Genomic DNA, 22157 nt, shown 5'->3' with positions numbered 1-22157 from the left:
GAATTTGTGATTCATTGGGTCGATCACTCCAATGCTGTAACATGGTGAAATCTTTCCGGGCGTCGGGATTGGGGTCTCGGCGCCCGGCCTCTTTTTAAAATACGATATTGAAATGAATGAGATCCCGTTCCCAGGTGAGAAAAAAACTGCATGATCATTTGGCTGTTGAATCATTTTTCTCCACTGCTGGAACAACTCGAAGTCCTCTCCACTGGTGATTCGCGTGTGTTTCTGACCGCACGCATTGCCCTGGCCAGCCTGTCGTCATTTCTGATCGCGATCCTGCTCGGACCATTGGCCATCCGCTGGCTGGAAAAACGGTTTCGGGAGCGGATTGACAGCGCCTCGGAAAAGCTGAATGAAATTCATGCGTCCAAAAATGCGACTCCCACGATGGGGGGGATCTTCATTGTCGGGGCAATTCTGATCTCCGGGCTCCTGTGGGCCGATCTTTCCAGTCGGTATGTGCAACTGGGACTGTTAACAGCGACGGGCTTTGCCCTGTTGGGGGCCTACGATGACTGGATCAAGCTGAGTACGCAGCAGAATGGACTGAAGCCGCGTCAGAAGCTGATGGTGCAACTGCTCTTTTCCGCAGCGATCGGGGCCGTCCTGTATTTCAGTCAGAAGGCTGTGCCTGAGGGACTGGATCTGATTATGCCGGTCACCCGTCTCGTTTTTCCGCTGGGGATTCTATTCATTCCCTGGTCGATGCTGGTGATGACTGGAAGCTCCAATGCGGTCAACCTGACTGATGGTCTGGATGGACTGGCCAGTGGTTGCATGGTCTTTGCCGGTTCTGCTTTCGCCGGGCTGACCTATCTGGCAGGCCATAAGGTGATGGCAGAGTACCTGCAGATTCCGTACATTCCGGGCTCAGGAGAATTGAGTATTCTGTTAGGAGCCGCGGTCGGCGCGGTGCTCGGATTCCTGTGGTTTAACTGTTATCCGGCCCAGGTCTTTATGGGCGATACCGGCTCGCTGCCGTTAGGCGCCCTGCTCGGCTTTGCCGCCCTGGTGATCCGCCAGGAAGCACTGCTGGTCATTGCCGGTGGTGTGTTTGTTGTGGAAACCCTGAGCGTGATGCTGCAGGTCTTCTGGTTTAAGCGGACCGGAAACCGCATTCTGGCCTGCAGTCCGCTGCACAATCATTTCCTGTTCAAAGGCGAGCATGAGATGAAGATCGTGGTGCGTTTCTGGATCTGTTCCGCTCTGCTGGCCATCATCGCTGTCGCCAGCCTCAAAATCGCGACTTGACCAGCATCCGCTCCAGTGTGGCTCAATCAGTCTGGCGGCTTGTTGACAGATCTGCGGAATGTAGTGATCCGTAAAACCGGTGCGGTCAGGCAAAGGCCTGTTAGCACGGTTTTGTCAGCTGATTCGTGCCGGTCAGGAATGTTTCTAAATCAAGATCTGGTAACGGGGTTACCGTTGGTGGGACGCTGTTCTTTAAGACGATTTCAGAGATGTTGTACCTTGTCATCTTTGAGATTGCATTATGAAACCTTCATCACTCCTGCCGCAAACTCAGCCCGACCATGATCGCAGCCTGTTCATTTCGATGGCCTGTGCGCTGCTGGGGATCGGGGTGCTGATGGTGCACAGTGCCAGCATTACCTCCTGGCCGACCGAGTTCGAGCAGGTTTACCTCTCACGGCACCTGACATTTCTGGCGCTGGCCGTGGTGGTCTCTTCAGTGGCCTCCATGCTGCCGGCTCGGTTCTGGTATGAACGCGCGCCCCTGCTCTTCTGGGGGACGGTGGTCCTGCTGGTAGTGGTACTCATCCCGGGGATCGGGACGCGGGTGAATGGGGCACAACGCTGGCTGCGGTGGGGGCCGGTCTCGTTACAGCCTTCCGAACTCGCGAAAATTGCATTGCCTCTGCTGACAGTTCGTCTGATGGTGCGGCGCAGGGCAAAGTTGCGTCACTGGTGGAAAGGAACGATCCCCCTGCTCCTCCCGCTGCTGCTCGTCATTCCCCTGGTGTTGAAGCAGCCTGACCTGGGAACCTCACTCTTTCTGGTGGGGGGCGTTACATTGGCGCTGTTTCTGGGAGGCTGGCCGCTTCGCAATTTTGTGATCGGTTTACTCTGCGCCATTCCAGCGGTTGGGACGCTGGTCGCATTGCGTCCCTATCAGATGAAGCGGATCAGCGGTTTTATCGATACCTGGACCAACTGGCAATCGGCGCCTTATCAGTTGAAACAATCCCTGATGGCACTGGGAGCCGGTGGGATCAGTGGTTCTGGTCTGGGAAAAGGGGCACAGAAACTGAGTTTCCTGCCCGAGGCGAATACGGACTTTGTGTTTTCCGTGGCCGGTGAAGAACTGGGACTCATTGGAACCCTGGGCATTGTTGGACTGTGGCTCGGCCTGTTTCTGGCTGGTTTCAATATCCTGCGTTCCCAGAACCAGAAATCCTTTGCCTACGTCGTCGGTTTCACGCTGCTGTTGCAACTGGTACTGCAGGCAATCATCAATGTGGCGGTCGTCACAGCGATGGTGCCCCCCAAGGGGATTTCACATCCCTTGATCAGCTATGGCGGAACCAATCTGATGGTCAGCCTGCTCTCGCTGGGCATTATCGTCAGCTTAACTCGTTCGGAGGCAGACGAAAGTCTGTTGATTGATCCAACCCTGGATCACGATGAGGAGTCTGAGCCGGCAGCAGATTTACCTCAAACAGCACTTAAAGCTGACGAAGAGCCCGAAGACGAAGAGCCCGAAGACGAAGAGCCCGAAGACGAAGAGCCCGAAGACGAAGAGCCCGAAGACGAAGAGCCCGAAGACGAAGAGTCCGAAGATGAAGAGTCCGAAGACGAAGAGTTCGAAGATGAAGAGTTCGAAGATGAAGAGTACGAGGATGAAGAGCTGGAAAAAGAATGACTGGGATTTTTCAGCCGCTTGTTCTATGCTGGGTTGTCTGATCTCAGTTTGAACTTCATTTCAGTTGGCCTGCACCACCATGACCCGAACCAGTCCCGAGAAACAACCCCTCATTTTTGCCGGCGGTGGGACGGGCGGTCATCTGCTCCCCGGGATTGCGGTTGCTGACCAGTTCGCATCACTGGGGAACTTCTCGATCACGTTTATTGGTTCCAATCGACCTGTGGAACAGCAGATTATTGAAAGCTCGGGCTACCGGCACCTCGGGCTGACTTCCTCTCCCAGTAATGATTTGAGACGGGCTCCCTGGCGATTTTTCTGGAATAACAGCCGTGCGTTTCTGAAGGCGAAGCAGGTCCTCAAAACAGAACGGCCCGCTGTGGTGATCGGTCTGGGAGGCTTTGCCAGTGTCCCCGTGATTCTGGCAGCAGCCTGGTTGAGAATTCCGATCGTCCTGCTGGAGCAGAACATCGTTCCCGGACGGGCGAACCGGTTTCTGTTTTCCCGCGCGAGTGTGGTTTGTACCTCTTTCGCCGAAACCCGACTTCCTCGACAGAGATCAGAGGTGCCCCGCGTTGTCTTTACCGGCAATCCCGTACGCGAGCGGATCATTGAAACTGCGGGCAGTCGGCAGACAGAATCGGAAGAGACACTGTTATTGATTCTGGGAGGCAGTCAGGGGGCGGAAGCCGTCAATCAGGCAGTGTTGTCGTTACTGGAGCAGGATCGTCAGGTCCTGCCCCCCCAGTTGCATGTCGTCCATCAGACAGGTCAGTCAGACTGGGAACAGGCGACTCAGGTCTATCGTCGACTTCAGGAAACGGATCCGGATCTGAAGGTAACGGTGAAGCCATTTTTTGATGACTTGTCGCTATGGTATCCACGTGCGGATCTCGTCATATCGCGAGCGGGAGCGACCACCCTGGCTGAGCTGGCCTGCACGGGCTGCCCGACGGTGTTGATTCCCTATCCGAATTCGATAGGAGATCACCAGCTGATCAATGCCCGTTTTTATGAGTCACAGGGAGCGGCTCTGCTGGTGGAACAGACAGCTGATTCTGCCGGGACCCTTCGGCTGCTGCAGGCTGCGGTTGTGAATCTGCTCAACGACTCCGTGAAACGGCAAGAGATGTCTGCGGCAATGCGGAGACTGGCACTCCCTGAAGCCGCGAGTCGGGTGGCTCAGGAAATTCTGGCTCTGACCGCAGATTGAATGTCTGTACTTATGGATATGTCGGGGCGAGCTCCTGGTGCTGTGTTGTGAATTGTGGTGGTGGAACTGTCAGAATCCGCCTGTTTTCCGGGGTTTTCCAGGTTTTACGGAATCGCCACAGCCTGTTGATTCACGAAAGAGAGGGGATTTGTTACCTTTCTAGCTCCCGGGGAGAACGTGTCCTGCAGGGGAACCCCGTTCAAGTTCTTTTGAATCAGAAGTTTAGAGAAACGGAGACGAGACGTGTCGCTCATTGTCCAGAAATTCGGTGGAACGAGTGTCGCTGATACCAGCAAAATTCAGGCAGCTGCCCGTCGTGCGACCGCCATGCATCAGGCGGGGCATCAGGTCGTGATGGTCGTCAGTGCCCGTGGGAAAAAAACGGATGAGCTGGTCGGCCTGGCTGCTGAAATCACCAATCACCCGACTCCCCGGGAAATGGACATGCTGCTTTCTACCGGCGAACAGGAGTCGGTCGCTTTAATGGCGATGGCGATTCACAAACTGGGCGTGGAAGCGATCAGCCTGACCGGTTCACAGATTGGTGTGGTGACGGACTCCTCGCACACCAAGGCCCGCATCATCTCCATCTCGACCGAACGGATGAAAACCGCCCTGAACGAAGGCAAGATCGTAATCGCCGCCGGTTTCCAGGGGCGTGACAAAGACTGGAACATTACGACGCTGGGACGCGGCGGAAGTGATACGACCGCGACCGCACTGGCAGCCGTTCTGGAAGCCGACATGTGCGAAATTTATACCGACGTGGAAGGGGTCTTCACCACCGATCCCCGTGTTGTTCCGGAAGCACATCAGATGGACAGCATCTCCTACGATGAGATGCTGGAACTGGCCAGCCTGGGAGCGGGCGTGATGCATTCCCGGTCGATTGAATTCGCGAAAAAATACAAGGTCCCCCTGAAAGTACGCCCTTCATTTTCCGATGGTGAAGGCACCCTGATTGCCGCCCAACCGCTGGAGGGTGCCCCGGTCGTGACCGGCGTGGCATTCGTCCGGGATGAAGTGCGCGTCAGCCTGACTGATATTCCGGATGAACCCGGCATCATGAGCAGTATTTTTGCCCGGATGGCAGAGCGAAAAATCTGCCTGGATATGATCGTGCAGGACGTGGGAACGGGGGGACTGGCCCGGGTTTCGTTTACGGTACCTCAATCCGATCTGGCAGAAACATTGACCGCGGCTGACGAGGCGATTCAGGCCATTGGTGCCGGTAAGATTCAGCATGGGACGAATCTGTCCAAGGTTTCAATCGTCGGCAGTGGTATGCGGAACCATTACGGTGTGGCCAGCCGGATGTTCTCGATTCTGGCAGAAGCCAACATCAACGTGGGCATGATCACCACCAGTGAAATCAAGGTGACCGTACTGGTGGACCGGAATCAGTGTGATGAAGCGGTCCGTGTGATTCATAACGGTTTTGAACTGGACCGCTTGCCCAGTTATGCCTTCGCTTCCAATGCAGCCTCTGCTACGGGGGGACAGGCGGGCGAGTCTCATCCTGAAATGACGGACCTGGAACAGGAGATCGTCGATCAACTCTCCCATATGGAAGACATCGTTGTCAGCGAAGTCCTGTTCGATCAAAGCCAGTCCCGGGTCACTGTCAGGAATCTGCCGGACAATCCTGGCATCTGTTCGCGGCTGTTTTCCGTCGTGGCAGAAGGGGGTGTTTCGGTGGATATGATCGTGCAGAACATGGGGGAAGACGAGCAGGCACATCTCTCCTTCACCGTGCCGCGCACTTCGCTGGAGAAAAGTTTGAAACTTGTGCAGCCGCTGCTCTCGGAATGGGGTGATGCGGAATTGAGCCATGAAGCCGAAATCGCGAAACTGTCCGTGGTCGGGATTGGACTGCGGAGTCATACCGGAGTGGGGCAGTCGATGTTCAGCGCCCTGGCAGAGGCGGGGGTCAACATTCAGATGATCAACACCAGCGAAACCCGAATCAGCGCGGTGGTTGCTCTGTCAGATGGTGAGAAAGCCTACCAGGGGCTCTTGGAAAAGTTCAGCCTCGGTTAATCGTCCGGGGAAAGAGCGGTCTTCAGAATTCGGGGCAGGTTGGCTGAAAACTGGCTGCGGGGCAGAACCTGGTCGCAGCCCGAGTCCCTGGCCTGCTGCAGTTTGTCGGTATCGATGTGGGGACCGTAGGCGATGCTGGTCAGCTGCGGATGTTTTTGCAGCGTCGCCGCCAATACTTCCCAGTCGAGTTCCGGCTGGTTCAGGTCGATGATCAGCACTTGCGGGAATTCATCGGTGAGTTGCCCGATCGCCTGCGAGAGACTCAAGGCACAGCTGAATGAAAAGCCCTGCAGACGGGCGGCACCTGTGATCTGACTCTGAAACATCAGATCGGCGCAGAGAATCACGATTTGGGATCGGGGTTCTGTATCGTTGGTCATACTATCTCTATCGAGGGTTTCGGTCAGACCGATTCTCGTCAAACCAGCAGACCCAGAGTGGATGACAGGTCAGATGGCTGAACGATGGAAATGGACGTGCTGCCATTCGCCTTCCTGTTTTTGCCAGACGCGGGACTCTTCAAAGGAGGCACTGTGGTCGTGACCATGTTCGTCGATGGACTGCACTACGCGGATGTAGGTCACCAATGCGACATCTCCCATGATCGACACCATGGGGGAGCTGATCGTGGATTGCCGTGGTCTGCCTGTCGGATTCATATCAAAGTAGAAGCGATGGAAGTCCATCCCGGTGACGAGGTGCCCCTGGGCTTCCGGTTCAAAACAGGTCAATTCTTCGTCACAGAGGCTGGTGTAAGTGTTCCAGTCTTTATGATCGATGGAGTCCAAAAGCTGTTTGTTTAACTTCAAGAGTTCTTGTACATCGTTGTCTGACATGTTTGGATTCCTGCTCTGGTAACAAAGGAAAATCAACTCTGTTCCATCTTATCCGTTAATTCAATTTCTGGAAATTGAATCGTCTTTTTATTTTCCGAAGTTTCTGCATCCGGATTGTACTCGTCGATCGTCACAGTTTCGCTGGACTTCTTCCCGGATGATTTCCCGTGGTTTTCCGGCAGGTTGATTTCGACGGGGATCACATCATCTGAAGCGGATGAAAAGGTGTTTTCCGGCAGGAGATCTTCAACGCTTTTCAGGTTGATTGTGGAGCCCACGTCCACGAACGCCTGCGGATCGTAATCGACACGAAAGCTGACATCAGCGATCGAAAGCACACTGCCCGGCAGAAGTTTCGTATCGCGCTTCGGGGTCAGCTTTTTTCCATCGATGAAGGTGCCGTTGGAGCTGCCCAGGTCGTGCACCAGCGCTACGGACTCGGTCAGGACGATCCTGCAGTGATGTCGACTGACCAGGTCGGATTTGAGTTTTAAGCCGCAGTCGGCGGATCGGCCGACCAAAGTCGTTTTCGTGAGTGTCATCGACTTCAGCTTCTTCGACCCGTTTTGAGGACTCAGACGAATTTTCATGACGCTTAACCACACATAAGAAAACCCGCCGGAGAAACTCTCCGACGGGAAATTGTTCATTTCAGGTTCATTATAGGATCTGCCCGCAGGCAAGTCTATGCGGCTGCCGAGTCATCCTTGGGGAAAAGCTGTTCAGTACCCTGGATGATCTCCGGTGTGACCACATATTTCTTACCGGCTTCCTGTTCGGGCAGCTCGTACATGATGTCGAACATGGCCTGTTCGATCACGCTGCGTAAGCCACGTGCACCGGTATTCTTTTTCTGGGCGATGCGGGCAATTTCGTGCAGAGCTGCCTCGGTGAATTCCAGTTCGGCATTTTCCATTTCGAAAAACTTCTGGAACTGGCGAACCAGCGAGTTCTTGGGCTCCTGCAGAACGCGGACCAGATCGTTTTCTTCCAGCTGGCTGAGCGTGGAGAGCACGGGCAGACGTCCGAGCAGCTCGGGGATCAGACCGAATTCGAGGACATCGTCGACCGAGGCCTGAGCCAGCAGGTCATTCCGGGACTTTTCCTGATCTTTCTTCTGGCTGGTCTGGCCGAAGCCGATGGTCTTGCGTCCCAGTCGTTTGCCGACGATATCTTCCAGGCCGACGAAGGTACCACCGCAAATAAACAGGATGTTGGAGGTGTCGAGCTGAATGTACTGCTGCTCGGGATGTTTCCGGCCGCCTTGCGGAGGCACGTTGGCGACCGTTCCTTCCAGCATTTTGAGCAGGGCCTGCTGCACCCCTTCACCGGAGACATCACGGGTGATCGAGACGTTCTGGCTGGTCTTGCCAATCTTGTCGATCTCGTCGATGAACAGAATGCCGCGCTGGGCTGCTTCGACATCGAAGTCGGCAGCATGGAGCAGTTTGAGCAGCAGGTTTTCCACATCTTCACCGACGTAACCGGCTTCGGTGAGCGTGGTCGCATCGCCGATGGCGAAGGGAACCTGCAGGTAGCGTGCCAGGCTTTTGGCCAGCAGCGTCTTTCCGGATCCGGTGGGACCAATCAACAGGATGTTGGATTTGTCCAGTTCGACATCGGAGCCGGCTTCTTCTGCATGCATCAGTCGCTTGTAATGGTTGTGAACGGCGACCGCCATCACCTTCTTGGCACGTTCCTGACCGATGACGTAATCGTTCAGGTGCGTCACAATTTCCCGGGGAGTCGGAACATTTTTGAACAGTTTCTTGGTCGTGCCGCGACGACGATGTTCCTGTTCCAGAATCGACTGGCAGACTTCTATACATTCTCCACAGATATAGGCATTATCGGGCCCCTCTACCAGAGGTCCGACTTCGCGATAACTTTTTCTACAGAAAGAGCAGTTCGCATTTTTCTTACCAGAAGAATTACGTTTTCCAGAGGTGATATCTCGTCCGGTGGGCATAGCTTCCCTTCAACGGTGTCAACTAAATAATGGCGTTCAACGTCCAGTGAGTTTTGATTCTGCCTCCCTGCAAATCACTCGATAGGTAAAAACTTGTGAAATGGTTCCTCATCTAGAATCGGAATTATATATCAGAGGCAATCAGTCGGGTGATCAATCGTTGCCAAACAGAACTCAGGGAAGAACGGTTGAACTTTAACCGGGAGTCTGCTGATCATTCCCTTCAGGAGTGTCAGGCAGGTCTTCTTCTTTCTTCGTTTGCTCCGTATTGTCTTCGGATGAATCAACAAGCCGTTTTTTGATGGATCGGAATTCGTCGTCGGTAAGGTCACCCTCTCGTTGCATTTCTGCGAATTGGAGAAGTAATTCACGCGCATCCACATGACGAACCTCATTTTCCCGAAAACGTCCTACGATCCATACGATTAACCAAATCAAAAAAATGATCAACAAAACTGCCAGAACCCACTCAACGATATGACCGTCAAAGAGTTCCTTAAACAGCTTTTGCTGAACCGCCTGATTTCCCCGTGCTAAATAAATCCAAGTCACTTTAAAATCAGCAGAAGGAATTTCCTGTCTGCCTTTCCTAATTTAAACCTGCGACAGTCACCTCTGAGGAGCCCGGTTGACCGCTGCAATCATCCGCACACCTGTTGAGCTGCCTTTCATTATTGGAAAGAACCAGAATTCAGGCAAGCCCTCTTGAACCAGAGTATCGAGGTAATGTTCTGGAGTCTGACGCATATCATGCGCCAAAATCGAACAAAATACGTTGAGAAATGAGAACAGGCACTCTGGGGGCGAGGAAGCATAGTGGTGATTTGAGTGACCTGCTGCCTGAAAACAGGTCAAAACCACCTGAAAGCGGTCCTGTTTCAACAGTCCTGCTTTAGTCTGAGGAGGAATGGAAGTGGGGACAGCCGAACAGGACTGTTAAGGGCTCTGCCGATATTCTGGTAAGACTTACATTGTCGAAATTACTTAAGTTGAGCCAGGGGACTCATTTGAAGTGAGAGCGATCGACGGGGAATTCCTGTTCGTCAGTGGCCCTTGCATTGCATCCCTGTCTCATCACTTTTATGATCTGTACTGTCAATCAATGCGTATAATTATCAGCTGCTTTGCCCGCAGCAATTTTGTCACAGCATGATCAGTTCCGAGTTATCAGGGATTACGGATGGACTTTGAAAAGCGTCTTAAGCACGCCATTAATAAGGGGCGTGCCGCCAAAGATGAAGAGACCCGGCAGGAAGTCGGTAAGAGAATGTCCGAAGAGGAGTTTCGTAATCTGCATTTGCAGTACCGACTCGAACTGACCGAGCACATTGACAGTTGTTTGAAGAAGCTGGCCGATCATTTTCCCGGTTTTCAGTTCAGTACCGTGATGGGAGAGGAAGGCTGGGGATCGCGGATTACCCGCGATGATGTCAACCTGTCCAGAGGCAAGGCTCAGACACTGTATAGCCGACTGGAAATGATTGTCCGGCCTTTTACCGAAACACACATTATTGAACTGGTTGCCAAGGCAACCATTCGCAACAAAGAGACGTTTAACCGGTCGCATTACCAGTTTGTCGCAGAGGCCGATGTCCAGTCATTCCAGGATCTGATGGATTTATGGATTCTGGAGTTCGCCGAGCAGTTCTCTTTTCAGTCATAACGAAAACATTCTATTCCCATCAACTTGATGAAGTCTTCAGAGAAACAGGGGTCACACAGATGAGTCGTCACGCGGATTATTCTCAGGTTCTGGATCGTGGTGCAGTGGCGATTATTCGTGCTCCCTCCGGTGAAATACTGACCGATGTCGCCAAAGCCATCTATGCAGGGGGACTGGACGTGATTGAAGTCACGTTTACCGTGCCTGGTGTGCTGGATATTATATCCCAGGTTAAACGGGAGATTGGTGATAAAATTCTGCTGGGGGCAGGCACGGTCCTGGATACCGAATCTGCTCGGGCCGCGATCCTGGCTGGAGCCGAGTTCATCGTGACTCCGACAGTGAATACCGATGTAATCGATCTCTGCAACCGTTATGATAAACTGATCATGACGGGCGCTCTGACGCCAACCGAAGTACTTACTGCCTGGGAAGCAGGGGCGGATATCATCAAAGTCTTCCCTGCATTCGTGGGAGGTCCTGAATATCTCAAAGCCCTGCATGGTCCCCTGCCCCAGATTCCTCTGATGCCTACGGGGGGTGTGGATCTGGAAACGTTGCCTGCCTACATGAAAGCAGGCGCTTGTGCAGTGGGGCTGGGAAGTTCTCTGGTGACCAAACAGATGGTTGCAGACGGGGATCTGGAAGGGATCCAGAAGCTCACCGCCGAGTATATGAGTAAGATTGCCGAATTACGCAAAGCCTGATCCGGCAACAGCTTATTTGACGCAGTTTGAGACGCTGCCTCCCTCCTGGCAGCGTGGAACAGTATCGCTATGACTGTTTCAACCCGAAAGATCGTCTCAAGTCGTACGATCCGTGTGGACGATATTCCTCGATAGTCAGCATTCGGTTTACTAGTACCCGTACGTCATGGCTGTTGGATTCGTTTACATATTCTCAGGAGGGGCTCCAGGACAGGATGACCTGGTTTGAATGTCATCCGGCCATGGAGGTGCATTGGCATGAGACTATTTTCATTACTGGTAGTCAGTTGCTGTTTCTGGAGTGGCGCTGCAACTGTCGTTTCCGCGGCTGCAATGACCGCGTCGCCTGTCTTTACCAGTAAAACCCAGTTTCGGATTCCCTATCATTACGATCAGGCGGAGATCGAACGCCTGGGAGCACGGGAAATCCGGCTCTATGTCTCGACTGACCGGGGCGTCACCTGGAATCATCAGCAGTCCGTACCACCGACGACACGTAAATTCCCTTTTTCAACGACCCAGGATGGTGAATACTGGTTTTCCGTGCGGACACTGGATTCAAAAAATCAACTGCATCCTTCAGGCCGCGTCTTTGAACCCGGTTTGCGCGTGGTCATCGATACCACGCCTCCTCAGCTGGATCTGGATCTCAGACAGGTTTCACCCGGAAAAGTACAACTGATCTGGAATGCAGAAGACAAATATCTCGATCCCACCAAGCTGGTGCTGGAATACGCCCAGAACGGCAGTCAGAACTGGCAGCGGGTGATTGTGGCTCCGAACAGCAAAGGTCAGACAACCTGGTCGATTTCACAGGGGGGAGTTGTTTCTGTCCGCGGGATGATCAAAGACCGGGCGAACAACGTCGGCAGCAGCCAGAAACAGATTCGCGTGGTCGCTGCAGCCAGCCGCACCCTGCCCAAGCCCAAGCAGGATCTGCCTGATTTCAATCAGCCGATCGCGCAGGGTTCTACTCCAGATCAAAGTCTGACACAGAATCAACCGGAAAATCCTGCCCCCTGGTCCAGTCAGAATCAGTCCGCACAGCCTGGCACGTTTGAGCCATCGACTCCGCTGGCCAACCGGCAGATGCCTGATGTCTTTCCGAAGCAGAACAACTTCGATCCCGCACCACCCGCTGGAGGCAATACACAGGATTCGGTCAAGGGACAATATGTAGCCGATGATCCGGAAAAACGTCCGTTGTATGCGAAAAACCGCTATCCGACTCCCGCTCAGAACTGGGCTGCGGACCGGAAACAGGTCTTAAACGGGACCCAGTTCCAGATCGGTTTCCAGGTTGATGAAGTCGGTCCGTCCGGCGTGGGGGCGGTCGAACTCTATATTACCGAAGACAACGGCCAGAAATGGTATAAATACGGCGAAGATCCCGACAAGCAGAGCCCCTTCCATGTGGAAGTCCCCAACGATGGGATTTATGGATTCTCATTGCGGGTTCGCAGTGGTGCGGGACTGGCGGATGCATTGCCCAAGTCGGGTGAGAAGCCGGATGTGGTGATCGTGGTCGATCGCCAGGCGCCAGTGATTCAACTGCACCCCGTGGTTCAGGGGGTGGGCGGAGAAGCGAATAAGGTCACGATTTCGTGGACGGTCAATGATCAGAATCCGGCAGAAAAGCCGATTGCCGTCAATTATTCCACACAGCCCGGCGGTCCCTGGGAGCCGATTGTGGACTGGCAGGAAGACCAGGGGCGGTTTACGTGGTCGGTTCGCCCCGGGAATCCTTCCAAATTCTATCTGCAGGTCGTCGCGCGAGATGCCGCCGGCAACATCTCGCAGCAGGTGACGCCTCAACCGATCGTCGTCGACCTGACGAAGCCGTCAGGCCGGATCGTTGATGTGGAAGTGCTGAGCAAGAAGCCTTCTTATTAAGCCTGCTCTGACTTTTCTTCTTTGGGTTCGGAACTGGGAACTTCAAATTTGGGGGCACTGAATTCCTCCGAACGTTCTTCCGGTGCAGGACGCGGAGTTTCAGGCTGATTGTGCGAGTAAGAAGCCTGGTTGACTTCGTCTTCGATACCGCTCACCCCTTTTTTGAACTCAACAATCCCCTTGCCCAGGCTGCGCGCTACTTCCGGTAAACGCTTGCCGAACAGTAACAGGGCGATGATCCCGACGATGATCATTTCATAGCCGCCGGGCATACCGAAGATGGCAGGGACTGCATTGATGTGTGTGATGGTCTGGAACATGAGTTAACCTCTCAATTATCATGAAGGTGTTGGGGCTGTTCCGAAAATGGAAACGCTGAACACCTTGTGTCGATTAGAAACGGAATTCAACCTCTGATTCGCGATGTTGCAGTCGGTCAGCCCGGCTGATTATCTTTGGGAGAATCCTGCGGGGAGATTTTGGAGGAATCCTCTTCCGAGTCTGCCCCCTCATTGGCTCCTTTTTTGAATTCGACAATACTTTTGCCAAGCGAATTCATCACGCCAGGCAGACGCTTGCCAAACAGCAGCAGAATAATTCCCAGGATAATGGTGATTTCAATCCAGCCAGGAAAGCCAAACATACTAACGGTCCCGTTAACTTCTATGAATCAGTCGAGGTAGACGATTACGTGAAACTCTGTAATCCGGTTCTTTCAGTGAAATGATAACAGATGGAAGCTTCACCGAAAATGAACACCAGCGTATCCGGGATGTTCCAATAAGGTATGCTCTGCCGGCGGCAGGGAGAGATCAGAAGGAAGTTATATTCCCGCATGAAGGCCCTGCGAAACGATATCTCGAAGGAAATCCCAGTGATGGATATCCACTCGGTTTGCCCGCAGGAGTCGCAGGAGGATTGAGCGGTAAGTAATTAAATAATAACCGCCCAAACGCGGCTGTCAACACAATTTAAGGTCGCATTTCCGCTGATTTTGGATTCTGGATTCAAATTAAGAATAATTCGGGTCATACCTGACCGGAAAACGATTCCCGCGATCCAGAGATTTATAATCTTCTTAACCCGTTGTCGCATCTAGAGATGTTCTCTGGAGTAAAAGCTGCATCTCGATCCACTGCGCCTGTTTCGCAAACGCGTTCAGTTCAGGATCACCAGAGGCAGCACACTCGGCACAACAATCCACAAAGTCGTTCAGAGACCATCTGCCACTGGACACCAGTGGTGTCTGCCAGTCGAGAACCTGACTGCTCTGGAACTGTTCAAAAAGTGGTGCGACCATGTCTGGGAGCTCGTCAAGGAGGGGGTGGTAGCCCACCGCCCTGCTCCAGTATTTGGCGTTGGAATAATCGGGTTCTCGGCGGTGCATGATGTGATGCCAGTAGTCACCGGCACGGTGCCTGCCGTCGTGCTGGACCGACTGCGAGAACTGATGGCTCTCGTCCAGGTAATCGTGAATGCAGAGCAGTCCCGCTTTGACCGCGGTCGCATCGGGACGGGAGGTGATCGTTTCCAGATCTTCAGTGGGTTGCCAGGCCTGCAGGAGTGAGTAGAGCCAGTCCCGTTCGGAGCCGGGCTCGGCGGGGGCCAGTTCCGGTAAGGTCTGGGGAAAACCGTGATAGTCTGCAACCTCAATGCGGGTGTCAGCCAGTTGGCAGCCCAGACCGGTTTGTACCAGGCGAATCAGCGCCTGCCAGAGCAGATCCCGCGAAGGAGTCAGGTTCTGCAGGCTCAACAGGTCCGCTTTTCTGATCAGGACCACCGCGTGCTCAAAGGGATTCAAGGCTAAAGCAGCTGCCCACGGAGTCAGCGTCTCCCACGCCTGCACAAACAGGTCTGCGCCGTCAAAGGGAGACAGAACGAGGCTGGTTTGTGACGGATCGATGTTCGCTGCAGCGAGCTGATTCAGTTGCCCCGCCTCCGCGAGGGGAACATCCAGGAATCCGATGTAGTCTGCCTCTGTCTGCTCGCAGAGAGCTGATAGTTCTTCTGTGGTCAGGTCGCGCAAATGGTCCTGCGGTAAAGTCCCAAAACTGAGTGCGGAATCCTCCGGAAGCTCAGGGATCGTTTCTACGGATTGCTGTGGGAGGAAAATCTGAAACGTGGCTGTCATGATACCTTAACTTTTACAGGGGAATCAGGTGGTCTGTCAGCCCTTACCCTAACGGATTTTCCTGTCCGCTGAAAGTCAACACTCCCGGCTCGCACCGCAGGCTTATTCTGGAGTAAAACAGCAGAGTTGTCCATTTTCCAGAGTGACAAAAATACGGCCCTGGGCATCGATGGCAGTTCCCCCTTTGACGGCCAGGGCTGGCAATGGGAGTGACCAGCGATCGGTTCCCTCAGTGATATCAATCGCCGTCAGAAACGGTTTCTCCGGCTGTTGATCAGGATGCCCTGCTGCCAGCAGTGTCTGGGGCGACACAATAAAGCTGGTGAAGCGACGTTGCTGTTGATCTTCCCAGAGATTCTTGCGTTTGAAGGCCTGCCCGGTTCTGCGGGCCCGCATACTCAGCCAGCGGGCGACCTCTTTTTTCTCTTTCGGGGCGCCGGGAGGCAGCGCTTCCTTGAGAGTCAGATTGGTAAACACACTCCCTTCATAGCTGGCATCGTGCACGAGTTCCCTGCGATCGGCGAGCGTATGTTCAATCGACAGGTACTTGCCGTACTCCGGATAGTAGGGATAGAAGGCGGTCCGGTACTGTGAAGTGACTTCAGAACGGGGAGTGTTGAGGCATTTCAAAGTCTTCAGGTCGTACCGGGCGATTTCATAGACGCCCCCGGCCAGAAACCGGAGTTCATCCCCTTCCACATACAGACTGCCCTGCAGGCTGATACCACTGTTGACCGTGGGGGACAGAACTCCCGAGGTGTTGTTTTCCTGCTTGAGTTCTCCTGAGACGGGATCGAGGGCGACGAGATGTGTGCCGTCGAAGTGGGCGATTCCCGCTGCCGCATAGAGGGTATCATCATGGACAACCACTCCACCGGAGACGGGCCAGGTGGAAATCAGCTTGCCATAGACGGGGATCCAGCGCAACTCGGGAGCCACTCGAAACGACCAGAGAGGCTGGCCTGTTTTGGCTGCATAAGCGTAAACACGACCATCTGCAGAGCCCACGAACAGCCGGTCCTGCGCGATGGTCGGAGGATAATAAATCGCGCCGCCCGTGTACTGTTTCCAGACCGGTTTCCCCTGCATGTCAAAAGCAGAGACAGCACCGTTCCGGTCTGCGACAAAGACCATGTTCCCGGCAACGACAGGTGCGGTGGGGAGCGCGTTGCTGGTGACTTCTGTGGTCCAGGCGAGTTCGGTTTTGGTGGGAATCGGAACCTCGGTTGTGGAAGACTGCCGTTCATCCCCGCGAAAGGCGGTCCAGTCCTGTTTCTGGACTGGTAGCGCGACGACATCCTCCAGTTGATCCGTGTAACGGGTTAAGCGAGGGGGCGTTTGCGCAGCGGGGGCAGCTGAGTTCTGTTCCGGGCCCAGGCAGATGTGACCATAGAGCGAGAGTTCACAGCCACACATCCAGGGGCCCCAGTAGAGCAGCCCGTTGGAGACGATCACGCCGTCCTGGCAGGGCGGCCGCATGGGGGCAATATGCTGTGCCGAGTCGGTCGCGGTTTCCAGACGGACGGTGCCGCCCCGGGTGCGGAAAAAGATACTGTCGACACTCCCGGTCGCCCGGGTACAGGCCCGGCGGGTGGGGAGCGCAGCCAGGACGTCCCCGGTCGCATAGTCCAGTTTCATTCCGGTCTCTTTGGGGCCGGCTGCATAGATGCCATCCTTCCTGAGAACCAGTTGCAGGTTGCCCTGTTCTTTTTCCCACATCAGGTAGCCATCGGCTGCGGAAGCTGACACAAGATGCAGCCGCTGAGGACCGGCGAAAAACAGATAGTCATCGCTGCATTTCATGTAGGTGGTGGTGGCGTAGCCGGTCACATAATGCTGAGCACGCTGGTTAGCGCCGATCGAAGCCAGCAGTTTCGGGTCGTTATTTTTCCAGATCTGTTTGCCGCTTTTCGCATCCAGGCAGGCCAGGAACTTGCCGGGACAGTAATAGAAGATGTGTCCGTTTTTCATACAGACACCGCGGCTGTCGATGTAATCCTGGTCCTTAAAGTGCCAGAGGATCTTTTTACTCTTGGGATCGAGGGCGACGAAAGTCCGTCCGTAGCCAAATGCTTTTTTCGGGTCAGAGTAGTCATGCCCTTTCCACATGCCCCAGGGCCAGTGTCCCAGCCCGCGACGCGCTGATTTCTGGGTATCGACTTTGACCTCCTGATTGCCGACCAGGGCATACAGCACCCCGTCCTGCAGACCCATCCATTTCCAGACCGGACCATCGGAGAACTTCTGGTCGATGACGATCTCATCCCGGATCTTTCCGGTTTCACTGTCGATGATCTTGCAGGATTTATCGTCTGCCATGTAGAGGGCATCGGGAGTGCCGATCATCGTGTTGCGGTGAATCATGAATCCTTCTGGCAGTCGGCGTTTCCAGAGGATCGTGCCGTTATAGGCGTTGATACACATCAGGGTATTCAGGATCGCGTTCTGATTCTGTTTGTGGGCGATGTGTCCGAAAGCTTTAAAGACTTTGCCTCCTGCAGCGACGGAGACTTCCGGCATGGGAGAAAATTTGGGATCGGCCAGAAACTGGGTCCGGTAAGGTGCCCGGGCATTCTGGTCTTCGGACTGTGGATTGTTATCGGGTCGATGATACGGATGGTTCCAGTAGTCGTTTCCGGCCGGGATCGGTTTGGTCAGTTCTCCATCCAGAAAACAGGCGGTCCCCTGTGGTCGCAGCACGCGCAGAACTTCCGCCCGCGTTCGATTTTGAACAAGGGGTTCCGGTACCAGAACGACATCCGCGAGATTGCTTGCCAGGGCGATCGCGTCGTTCTGACCCTGATCCGCAAACAGACGGTTCCCCAGAATTCCGGTTTGATCTGCCAGTTTCCGAACTTCAGCGACCTGGTCTGAATCCGGGGATTGAAAATAGACCTGGAACCGGGTCTGTTTCACCAGCTGTGCGATTTGGGAGGCCTCCCCTTTCCCGGGCAGTCCCAGCACGACACAGATCCCCTGTTTCGTTTTCAGTTTGGGCAGGCAGGCACTCAGAAATGCGGAATTCCCCTGCGCACTGGTTGGGGATTCTTTCGTGAAGGCTGCAGGCTGCTGGTGAATCAACAGCAGACTCAGGAACAGGAAACTGAAACTCCATCGCATCATTGTCCGAGACCTCCACTGACCAGATTAAGCGTAACAGAGGAAAACCAGTGATCGCATCAGTCAGCTCTGAAACGAACTGCTGATGAGCTTCATCATGTCAGGAAAAACGCAGAAATTCAAAGAGAATCTTTGATTCCCCGGAGTTTTTACGGTGGGAGACAAAGGCGAGGAACTGTGCTGAAACCATCAGCAAACAGGGGGCAGGCTCCGCATGGAGTTGTAATTTCTGATGGGGATGTATACTTATGTATTGTTCCTGGGCGGGAAATCAGTGCGATCTTAAGAAAATTGGGATTATCGGCTGGTTAAAATTGAAATTCTGTGAACAATAGACCCAGATCTGCTCCACAGCCTGATCCGGGTCAAATGGGATTCGTCTGAACGGGAGCGCAATGGCTTGAGTAAAACAAGGGGACCTGTTTCAGACTCAAACCTCTACGACTGGTGATTTTATTTCAGGTCACTGGCGGTATTCGTGTATGAACCACATCTTACCTGATTATTATGTAAGTGAAGCAACATGGTTCTATCTCTCCCTGTTGCTGACGCTGGCGGTCTTTTTCCGATTTGACCGGATTTTTTCGCTGCGCAATCTGGACCTGATCCTGTTGCTCTCAATTTCTCCCGGTCTGTTATTCATCGGCGGCTATCCCGTGGTCGGAAATGTCTGGCTGTTTGTCGGGACCGGTCTGTTCGTGATTCGGATGAGTATCGACTGTTTTTTCCAGCGACGTCCCCGGGGTGAGCAGAACCTCAACAGCTTCGGAATGGCGTTTCTGTGCGTGTCGATCTTTGCCTTCTTTGTCGTGCGCGTGTTCACGGAAAACCCGGCTCCGGATACGATTCAAACCGTCAAACAGGCTGACAGCCTGTTAAGCATGCAGGATTCCAGCAAGGCAGCGGAAGATCAACCTCCCGAAGCCGGACCTACAGCACGGCTCTTAGCTGCCCCCGTCGTTCCCTTTTCGAATGCGGTCAATTACGGGACGCTGGACCACGCGACTTTAGCCGCCCGCATCATGGCGATTCTGGCACACGCCTTCGTGGTGGTCGGACTGATCATCATGGGGAAGGTCCATTTTGCGGATACCCAGTTGGGCCTGGCGATGGCGCTGCTCTACCTGTTATTGCCCTGTACGGCCTATGATGTGAGTAAGGCGAATCATGTCTTGCCAGCCGCCCTGCTGGTCTGGGCGTTTGTGACCTACCACAAACCAATTCTGTCTGGCATTTTCATGGGGCTGGCCTGTGGGGCGATGTTCTTCCCCGTCTTCATTCTGCCCCTCTGGGCGAGCTATTACTGGAAAAACGGGCTTAAACGCTTTGCCCTTTCCGGGACCCTGGTTGGAGTCGTACTGCTGGGTAGTCTGATTCTGACGTCAGTCGACCGCTTTTCGTTTACGCAGCAGACCATTGGTTCTATTAACTGGTCCGTCCTGAAGTTCGAAGGGGGGCAGCAGATGCCCGGCTTCTGGAGTAATTATGATTCCGCCTATCGGATCCCGGTGTTCGTCGGTTTTGTGTTACTGATCACCTGTCTGACGATCTGGCCCCGTCGTAAAAATCTGGGGCATCTGATGTCGCATACCACCGCGATCATCATCGCCACCCTGCTCTGGTATCCACAGCAGGGAAGCGTCTATCTGCTCTGGTATCTGCCCATGCTGCTGATGGTCGTTTTCCGTCCGCGTCTGCTGCATACGACGCAGAACTTTGAAGTGGATCGCAATCAGCAGTCCAGCGAAAAGCCGAGTTCCCGCTTCCAGGAATCGGTGAATATCGTGAAACACACTTCACAGTAGCCGGATTGCAACTCTTACTTGAGACAGCTTTCAGCCTCAACGCTGCTCGGAATATTCCCGATCGGATTCCTCGGAAACCGCAGACGCTTCATTCTGCAGCTGATTTTGCGTGGCCAGCAGTGGTGCTTCAATTTCGGGGTGGGCGAAATTGGTCTTCGTACCGACGATAAACATGGGCCGCGCCCGGACCTGGTCATAAATCCGCGTCACATATTCACCCAGAATGCCAATTCCCAGGGCATTGAGTGCGCCGAAGAAAGAGGCGGTGATTGTCGTCGACGCCCAGCCTGGAATGGCCAGCCCTGTGAACAGTTTGTGGTACAGCACAAATGCGATCAGAGCGAGGCAGACGATGGAAGAGAGTGCTGCAATCAGATAGAAGACGGTCAAAGGCAGGAACGAGAATGAAAAAATCGCTGTTTTGGCCAGGCGACACAGCTGCACAAAGGAGACCCGCGGATTTTCATCATAGCGAGCCAGGCGTTCAACCTGGATGCCCGTCTGTCGATAGCCGACCCAGGAACGCAGGCCAGGGAAATAACGATCCCGGTCATTGAGCTGGGCGATCTGGATCGCGACTTTCCGATCGACCAGACCAAAATTGCCGGCATCACGGGGAATGGGCGTATGGGAAATCAAGTTGAGCGTTTTGTGAAAGGTTTGAAATGCCCAGCGTTTAATCGCGTTTTCTTTGCGTTTGGTGCGGATCGCATAAACCACGTCATAGCCGGCCTGCCAGGTTTCTACGAAGTCCACAATCGCTGTCGGACTGTCCTGCATGTCGGAATCCATAATGACGATGGCATCGCCGGTCGCGTGCAGCAGTCCCGCCTGTACTGCTGCCTGGTGACCAAAGTTTTTGGCAAAGTGCAGGACCCGCACGCGTGGATTCAGTTCCGCCAGTTCGTTGAGGATCTGCCCGCTGTCGTCTGAGGAACCGTCGTTGACGAAGATGATTTCATACTGGCTGCCGACGGTCTGCAGGGCTTCCTCCACCGACTGCTGCAGCTGAGAGAGGACGCTCTGTTCGTTAAACACGGGCAACACGACGGAGATTAATACGTCTGTGATCGGCTTGCGGTCTGGATTCCCGGTGTTAAAACTGGCAGAAGTCATTTGGTCAGAACCCCCACCAGAGACAAACCAAAGGGGACCCCCGTTGAACGGATCAGAGTGCGTTCAATCCGGGCGCACGACATCAGGCAGGCATTCGTAAACCGCGAAACCCGACCAAAACGGGGAGGCGAGTCATCCTGCCGATTCAGCAGTCGGTCTCGGCCTCGCAACAGGATTGCAGGGGCGAGCGTGAAGGAATTCCAGTGCGTCACCCATTTAACTTTGAGCCCGGCCAGTTTGGCATTTTCACGAAAGTGGGCTTTAGTATAGCGACAGAAGTGCCCCAGTTTGCGGTCCCAGTCGGAATAGAGCCAAGGGTAAGCGGGAACTGTGATGATAATTCCCCCGCCCGGTTCCAGTGTCTCCGCTGCATTTTTGAGAAGCTGTACCGGGTCTTCCACGTGCTCCATCACATCCAGGAGCAGGACCGCTTTCGCAGACCCTGGAGTCACTGGCCAGGGTTGGCTCAATTCATGCACATGGACATTGTCGAGCCCCTTGGATCTACCATATTCGACCGCAGCTTCCATCAGATCGAAGCCGATGACGTCATAGCCCATACGATTGAATTCGAGCAGGTTCCGGGCTGAACCAATTCCCCCTTCAATCAGCAGACCGGGGGCGGGAAATTCTCTGGTCAGAATCTCTGTCACCAGCTTTCGCTTGCAGACATGCCACCAGTAATTATCCTCAAGTTCAATCAGTTCAGTAAGATGTGCCGGGTCCACGTGATCTGGTCTCTATACAAAATAACGTTGATATCAACTGCCAAAGCAA

At 54.1% G+C, this 22157-nt stretch carries 19 protein-coding genes; 8 read left to right on the top strand and 11 right to left on the bottom strand.

Going from position 1 to position 22157, the window contains the following annotated elements; translation table 11 throughout:
• The first annotated feature begins 150 nt into the window (after window positions 1-150).
• The 4 genes from mraY (at window position 151) to Enr10x_RS11680 (ending at window position 6140) form a co-directional block, all read left to right on the top strand.
• Window positions 151-1257, top strand: a complete 1107-nt coding sequence (gene mraY, locus Enr10x_RS11695) for a phospho-N-acetylmuramoyl-pentapeptide-transferase (RefSeq protein ID WP_145449187.1) — start codon at window positions 151-153, stop codon at window positions 1255-1257.
• A gap of 241 nt (window positions 1258-1498) precedes the next feature.
• Entirely contained in the window at window positions 1499-2887 is a 1389-nt protein-coding gene (gene ftsW, locus Enr10x_RS11690; RefSeq protein WP_145449186.1) for a putative lipid II flippase FtsW, read from the top strand.
• Window positions 2888-2966: 79 nt separating this feature from the next.
• Window positions 2967-4100: an undecaprenyldiphospho-muramoylpentapeptide beta-N-acetylglucosaminyltransferase gene (gene murG, locus Enr10x_RS11685; RefSeq protein WP_145449184.1), complete on the top strand. Its 1134-nt coding sequence runs from the start codon at window positions 2967-2969 to the stop codon at window positions 4098-4100.
• 243 nt (window positions 4101-4343) lie between these two features.
• On the top strand, window positions 4344-6140 hold the full coding sequence (locus Enr10x_RS11680) for an aspartate kinase (RefSeq protein WP_145449182.1): 1797 nt from the start codon (window positions 4344-4346) through the stop codon (window positions 6138-6140).
• On the opposite strand, the gene Enr10x_RS11675 is transcribed toward Enr10x_RS11680, so the two are convergent.
• The 5 genes from Enr10x_RS11675 to Enr10x_RS11655 form a co-directional block, all read right to left on the bottom strand.
• Window positions 6137-6520: a DNA-binding transcriptional response regulator gene (locus Enr10x_RS11675; RefSeq protein ID WP_145449180.1), complete on the bottom strand. Its 384-nt coding sequence runs from the start codon at window positions 6518-6520 to the stop codon at window positions 6137-6139. The genes Enr10x_RS11680 and Enr10x_RS11675 overlap by 4 nt on opposite strands.
• Before the next feature lie 69 nt (window positions 6521-6589).
• Window positions 6590-6976 carry a DUF4440 domain-containing protein gene (locus Enr10x_RS11670; RefSeq protein ID WP_145107668.1) on the bottom strand — a complete coding sequence of 129 codons (387 nt, stop codon included), beginning with the start codon at window positions 6974-6976 and terminating at the stop codon, window positions 6590-6592.
• Between the two features lie 32 nt (window positions 6977-7008).
• Entirely contained in the window at window positions 7009-7566 is a 558-nt protein-coding gene (locus Enr10x_RS11665; protein ID WP_261343258.1) for an FHA domain-containing protein, read from the bottom strand.
• A gap of 95 nt (window positions 7567-7661) precedes the next feature.
• Complete coding sequence (gene clpX, locus Enr10x_RS11660; protein WP_145107673.1) at window positions 7662-8945, bottom strand: ATP-dependent Clp protease ATP-binding subunit ClpX; 1284 nt, start codon at window positions 8943-8945, stop codon at window positions 7662-7664.
• 195 nt (window positions 8946-9140) lie between these two features.
• A complete protein-coding gene (locus Enr10x_RS11655) occupies window positions 9141-9497 on the bottom strand; it encodes a hypothetical protein (protein WP_145107676.1) in 357 nt (118 codons plus the stop codon).
• A 628-nt stretch (window positions 9498-10125) separates the two neighbouring features.
• Here Enr10x_RS11655 and Enr10x_RS11650 point away from each other — a divergent pair.
• The 3 genes from Enr10x_RS11650 (at window position 10126) to Enr10x_RS11640 (ending at window position 13208) form a co-directional block, all read left to right on the top strand.
• The gene (locus Enr10x_RS11650) at window positions 10126-10608 is read left to right on the top strand and encodes a hypothetical protein (RefSeq protein WP_145449178.1); all 483 of its coding nucleotides are present in this window, start codon (window positions 10126-10128) and stop codon (window positions 10606-10608) included.
• A 59-nt stretch (window positions 10609-10667) separates the two neighbouring features.
• The gene (locus tag Enr10x_RS11645) at window positions 10668-11315 is read left to right on the top strand and encodes a bifunctional 4-hydroxy-2-oxoglutarate aldolase/2-dehydro-3-deoxy-phosphogluconate aldolase (protein WP_145449176.1); all 648 of its coding nucleotides are present in this window, start codon (window positions 10668-10670) and stop codon (window positions 11313-11315) included.
• Between the two features lie 258 nt (window positions 11316-11573).
• Window positions 11574-13208 carry a hypothetical protein gene (locus Enr10x_RS11640; protein WP_145449174.1) on the top strand — a complete coding sequence of 545 codons (1635 nt, stop codon included), beginning with the start codon at window positions 11574-11576 and terminating at the stop codon, window positions 13206-13208.
• Here the strand turns inward: Enr10x_RS11640 and Enr10x_RS11635 are convergent.
• The 4 genes from Enr10x_RS11635 to Enr10x_RS11620 form a co-directional block, all read right to left on the bottom strand.
• Window positions 13205-13528, bottom strand: coding sequence for a Sec-independent protein translocase subunit TatA/TatB (locus Enr10x_RS11635; protein WP_197996525.1), 324 nt, complete (start codon window positions 13526-13528; stop codon window positions 13205-13207). The two genes, Enr10x_RS11640 and Enr10x_RS11635, sit on opposite strands and share 4 nt — an antisense overlap.
• A gap of 116 nt (window positions 13529-13644) precedes the next feature.
• Window positions 13645-13851, bottom strand: coding sequence for a Sec-independent protein translocase subunit TatA/TatB (locus Enr10x_RS11630; RefSeq protein WP_145107685.1), 207 nt, complete (start codon window positions 13849-13851; stop codon window positions 13645-13647).
• Window positions 13852-14286: 435 nt separating this feature from the next.
• The gene (locus Enr10x_RS11625) at window positions 14287-15339 is read right to left on the bottom strand and encodes a hypothetical protein (RefSeq protein WP_145107688.1); all 1053 of its coding nucleotides are present in this window, start codon (window positions 15337-15339) and stop codon (window positions 14287-14289) included.
• Window positions 15340-15441: 102 nt separating this feature from the next.
• On the bottom strand, window positions 15442-18462 hold the full coding sequence (locus Enr10x_RS11620; RefSeq protein ID WP_145449172.1) for an outer membrane protein assembly factor BamB family protein: 3021 nt from the start codon (window positions 18460-18462) through the stop codon (window positions 15442-15444).
• Window positions 18463-18941: 479 nt separating this feature from the next.
• On the opposite strand from Enr10x_RS11620, the gene Enr10x_RS11615 reads away from it, so the two are divergent.
• The gene (locus Enr10x_RS11615; RefSeq protein WP_145107693.1) at window positions 18942-20264 is read left to right on the top strand and encodes a hypothetical protein; all 1323 of its coding nucleotides are present in this window, start codon (window positions 18942-18944) and stop codon (window positions 20262-20264) included.
• 36 nt (window positions 20265-20300) lie between these two features.
• On the opposite strand, the gene Enr10x_RS11610 is transcribed toward Enr10x_RS11615, so the two are convergent.
• Window positions 20301-21380: a glycosyltransferase family 2 protein gene (locus Enr10x_RS11610; protein ID WP_145107696.1), complete on the bottom strand. Its 1080-nt coding sequence runs from the start codon at window positions 21378-21380 to the stop codon at window positions 20301-20303.
• On the bottom strand, window positions 21377-22108 hold the full coding sequence (locus tag Enr10x_RS11605) for a class I SAM-dependent methyltransferase (protein ID WP_145107698.1): 732 nt from the start codon (window positions 22106-22108) through the stop codon (window positions 21377-21379). The genes Enr10x_RS11610 and Enr10x_RS11605 overlap by 4 nt, the downstream gene beginning before the upstream one ends.
• Window positions 22109-22157 lie beyond the last annotated feature (49 nt).

The sequence above is a fragment of the Gimesia panareensis genome (genome assembly GCF_007748155.1).
Taxonomy (GTDB): domain Bacteria; phylum Planctomycetota; class Planctomycetia; order Planctomycetales; family Planctomycetaceae; genus Gimesia; species Gimesia panareensis.
Note: the sequence above shows the minus strand (reverse complement) of the source record. Positions and strands in the feature narration are given on the sequence as shown.

What these genes read in the sequence shown, in the direction of transcription:
- mraY (WP_145449187.1), top strand. Translation starts at nt 151, where the DNA reads ATGATCATTTGGCTGTTGAATCATTTTTCTCCACTGCTGGAACAACTC.
- ftsW (WP_145449186.1), top strand. Translation starts at nt 1,499, where the DNA reads ATGAAACCTTCATCACTCCTGCCGCAAACTCAGCCCGACCATGATCGC.
- murG (WP_145449184.1), top strand. Translation starts at nt 2,967, where the DNA reads ATGACCCGAACCAGTCCCGAGAAACAACCCCTCATTTTTGCCGGCGGT.
- Enr10x_RS11675 (WP_145449180.1), bottom strand. Translation starts at nt 6,520, where the DNA reads ATGACCAACGATACAGAACCCCGATCCCAAATCGTGATTCTCTGCGCC.
- Enr10x_RS11670 (WP_145107668.1), bottom strand. Translation starts at nt 6,976, where the DNA reads ATGTCAGACAACGATGTACAAGAACTCTTGAAGTTAAACAAACAGCTT.
- Enr10x_RS11665 (WP_261343258.1), bottom strand. Translation starts at nt 7,566, where the DNA reads ATGAAAATTCGTCTGAGTCCTCAAAACGGGTCGAAGAAGCTGAAGTCG.
- clpX (WP_145107673.1), bottom strand. Translation starts at nt 8,945, where the DNA reads ATGCCCACCGGACGAGATATCACCTCTGGAAAACGTAATTCTTCTGGT.
- Enr10x_RS11650 (WP_145449178.1), top strand. Translation starts at nt 10,126, where the DNA reads ATGGACTTTGAAAAGCGTCTTAAGCACGCCATTAATAAGGGGCGTGCC.
- Enr10x_RS11645 (WP_145449176.1), top strand. Translation starts at nt 10,668, where the DNA reads ATGAGTCGTCACGCGGATTATTCTCAGGTTCTGGATCGTGGTGCAGTG.
- Enr10x_RS11640 (WP_145449174.1), top strand. Translation starts at nt 11,574, where the DNA reads ATGAGACTATTTTCATTACTGGTAGTCAGTTGCTGTTTCTGGAGTGGC.
- Enr10x_RS11635 (WP_197996525.1), bottom strand. Translation starts at nt 13,528, where the DNA reads ATGTTCCAGACCATCACACACATCAATGCAGTCCCTGCCATCTTCGGT.
- Enr10x_RS11630 (WP_145107685.1), bottom strand. Translation starts at nt 13,851, where the DNA reads ATGTTTGGCTTTCCTGGCTGGATTGAAATCACCATTATCCTGGGAATT.
- Enr10x_RS11625 (WP_145107688.1), bottom strand. Translation starts at nt 15,339, where the DNA reads ATGACAGCCACGTTTCAGATTTTCCTCCCACAGCAATCCGTAGAAACG.
- Enr10x_RS11620 (WP_145449172.1), bottom strand. Translation starts at nt 18,462, where the DNA reads ATGATGCGATGGAGTTTCAGTTTCCTGTTCCTGAGTCTGCTGTTGATT.
- Enr10x_RS11615 (WP_145107693.1), top strand. Translation starts at nt 18,942, where the DNA reads ATGAACCACATCTTACCTGATTATTATGTAAGTGAAGCAACATGGTTC.
- Enr10x_RS11610 (WP_145107696.1), bottom strand. Translation starts at nt 21,380, where the DNA reads ATGACTTCTGCCAGTTTTAACACCGGGAATCCAGACCGCAAGCCGATC.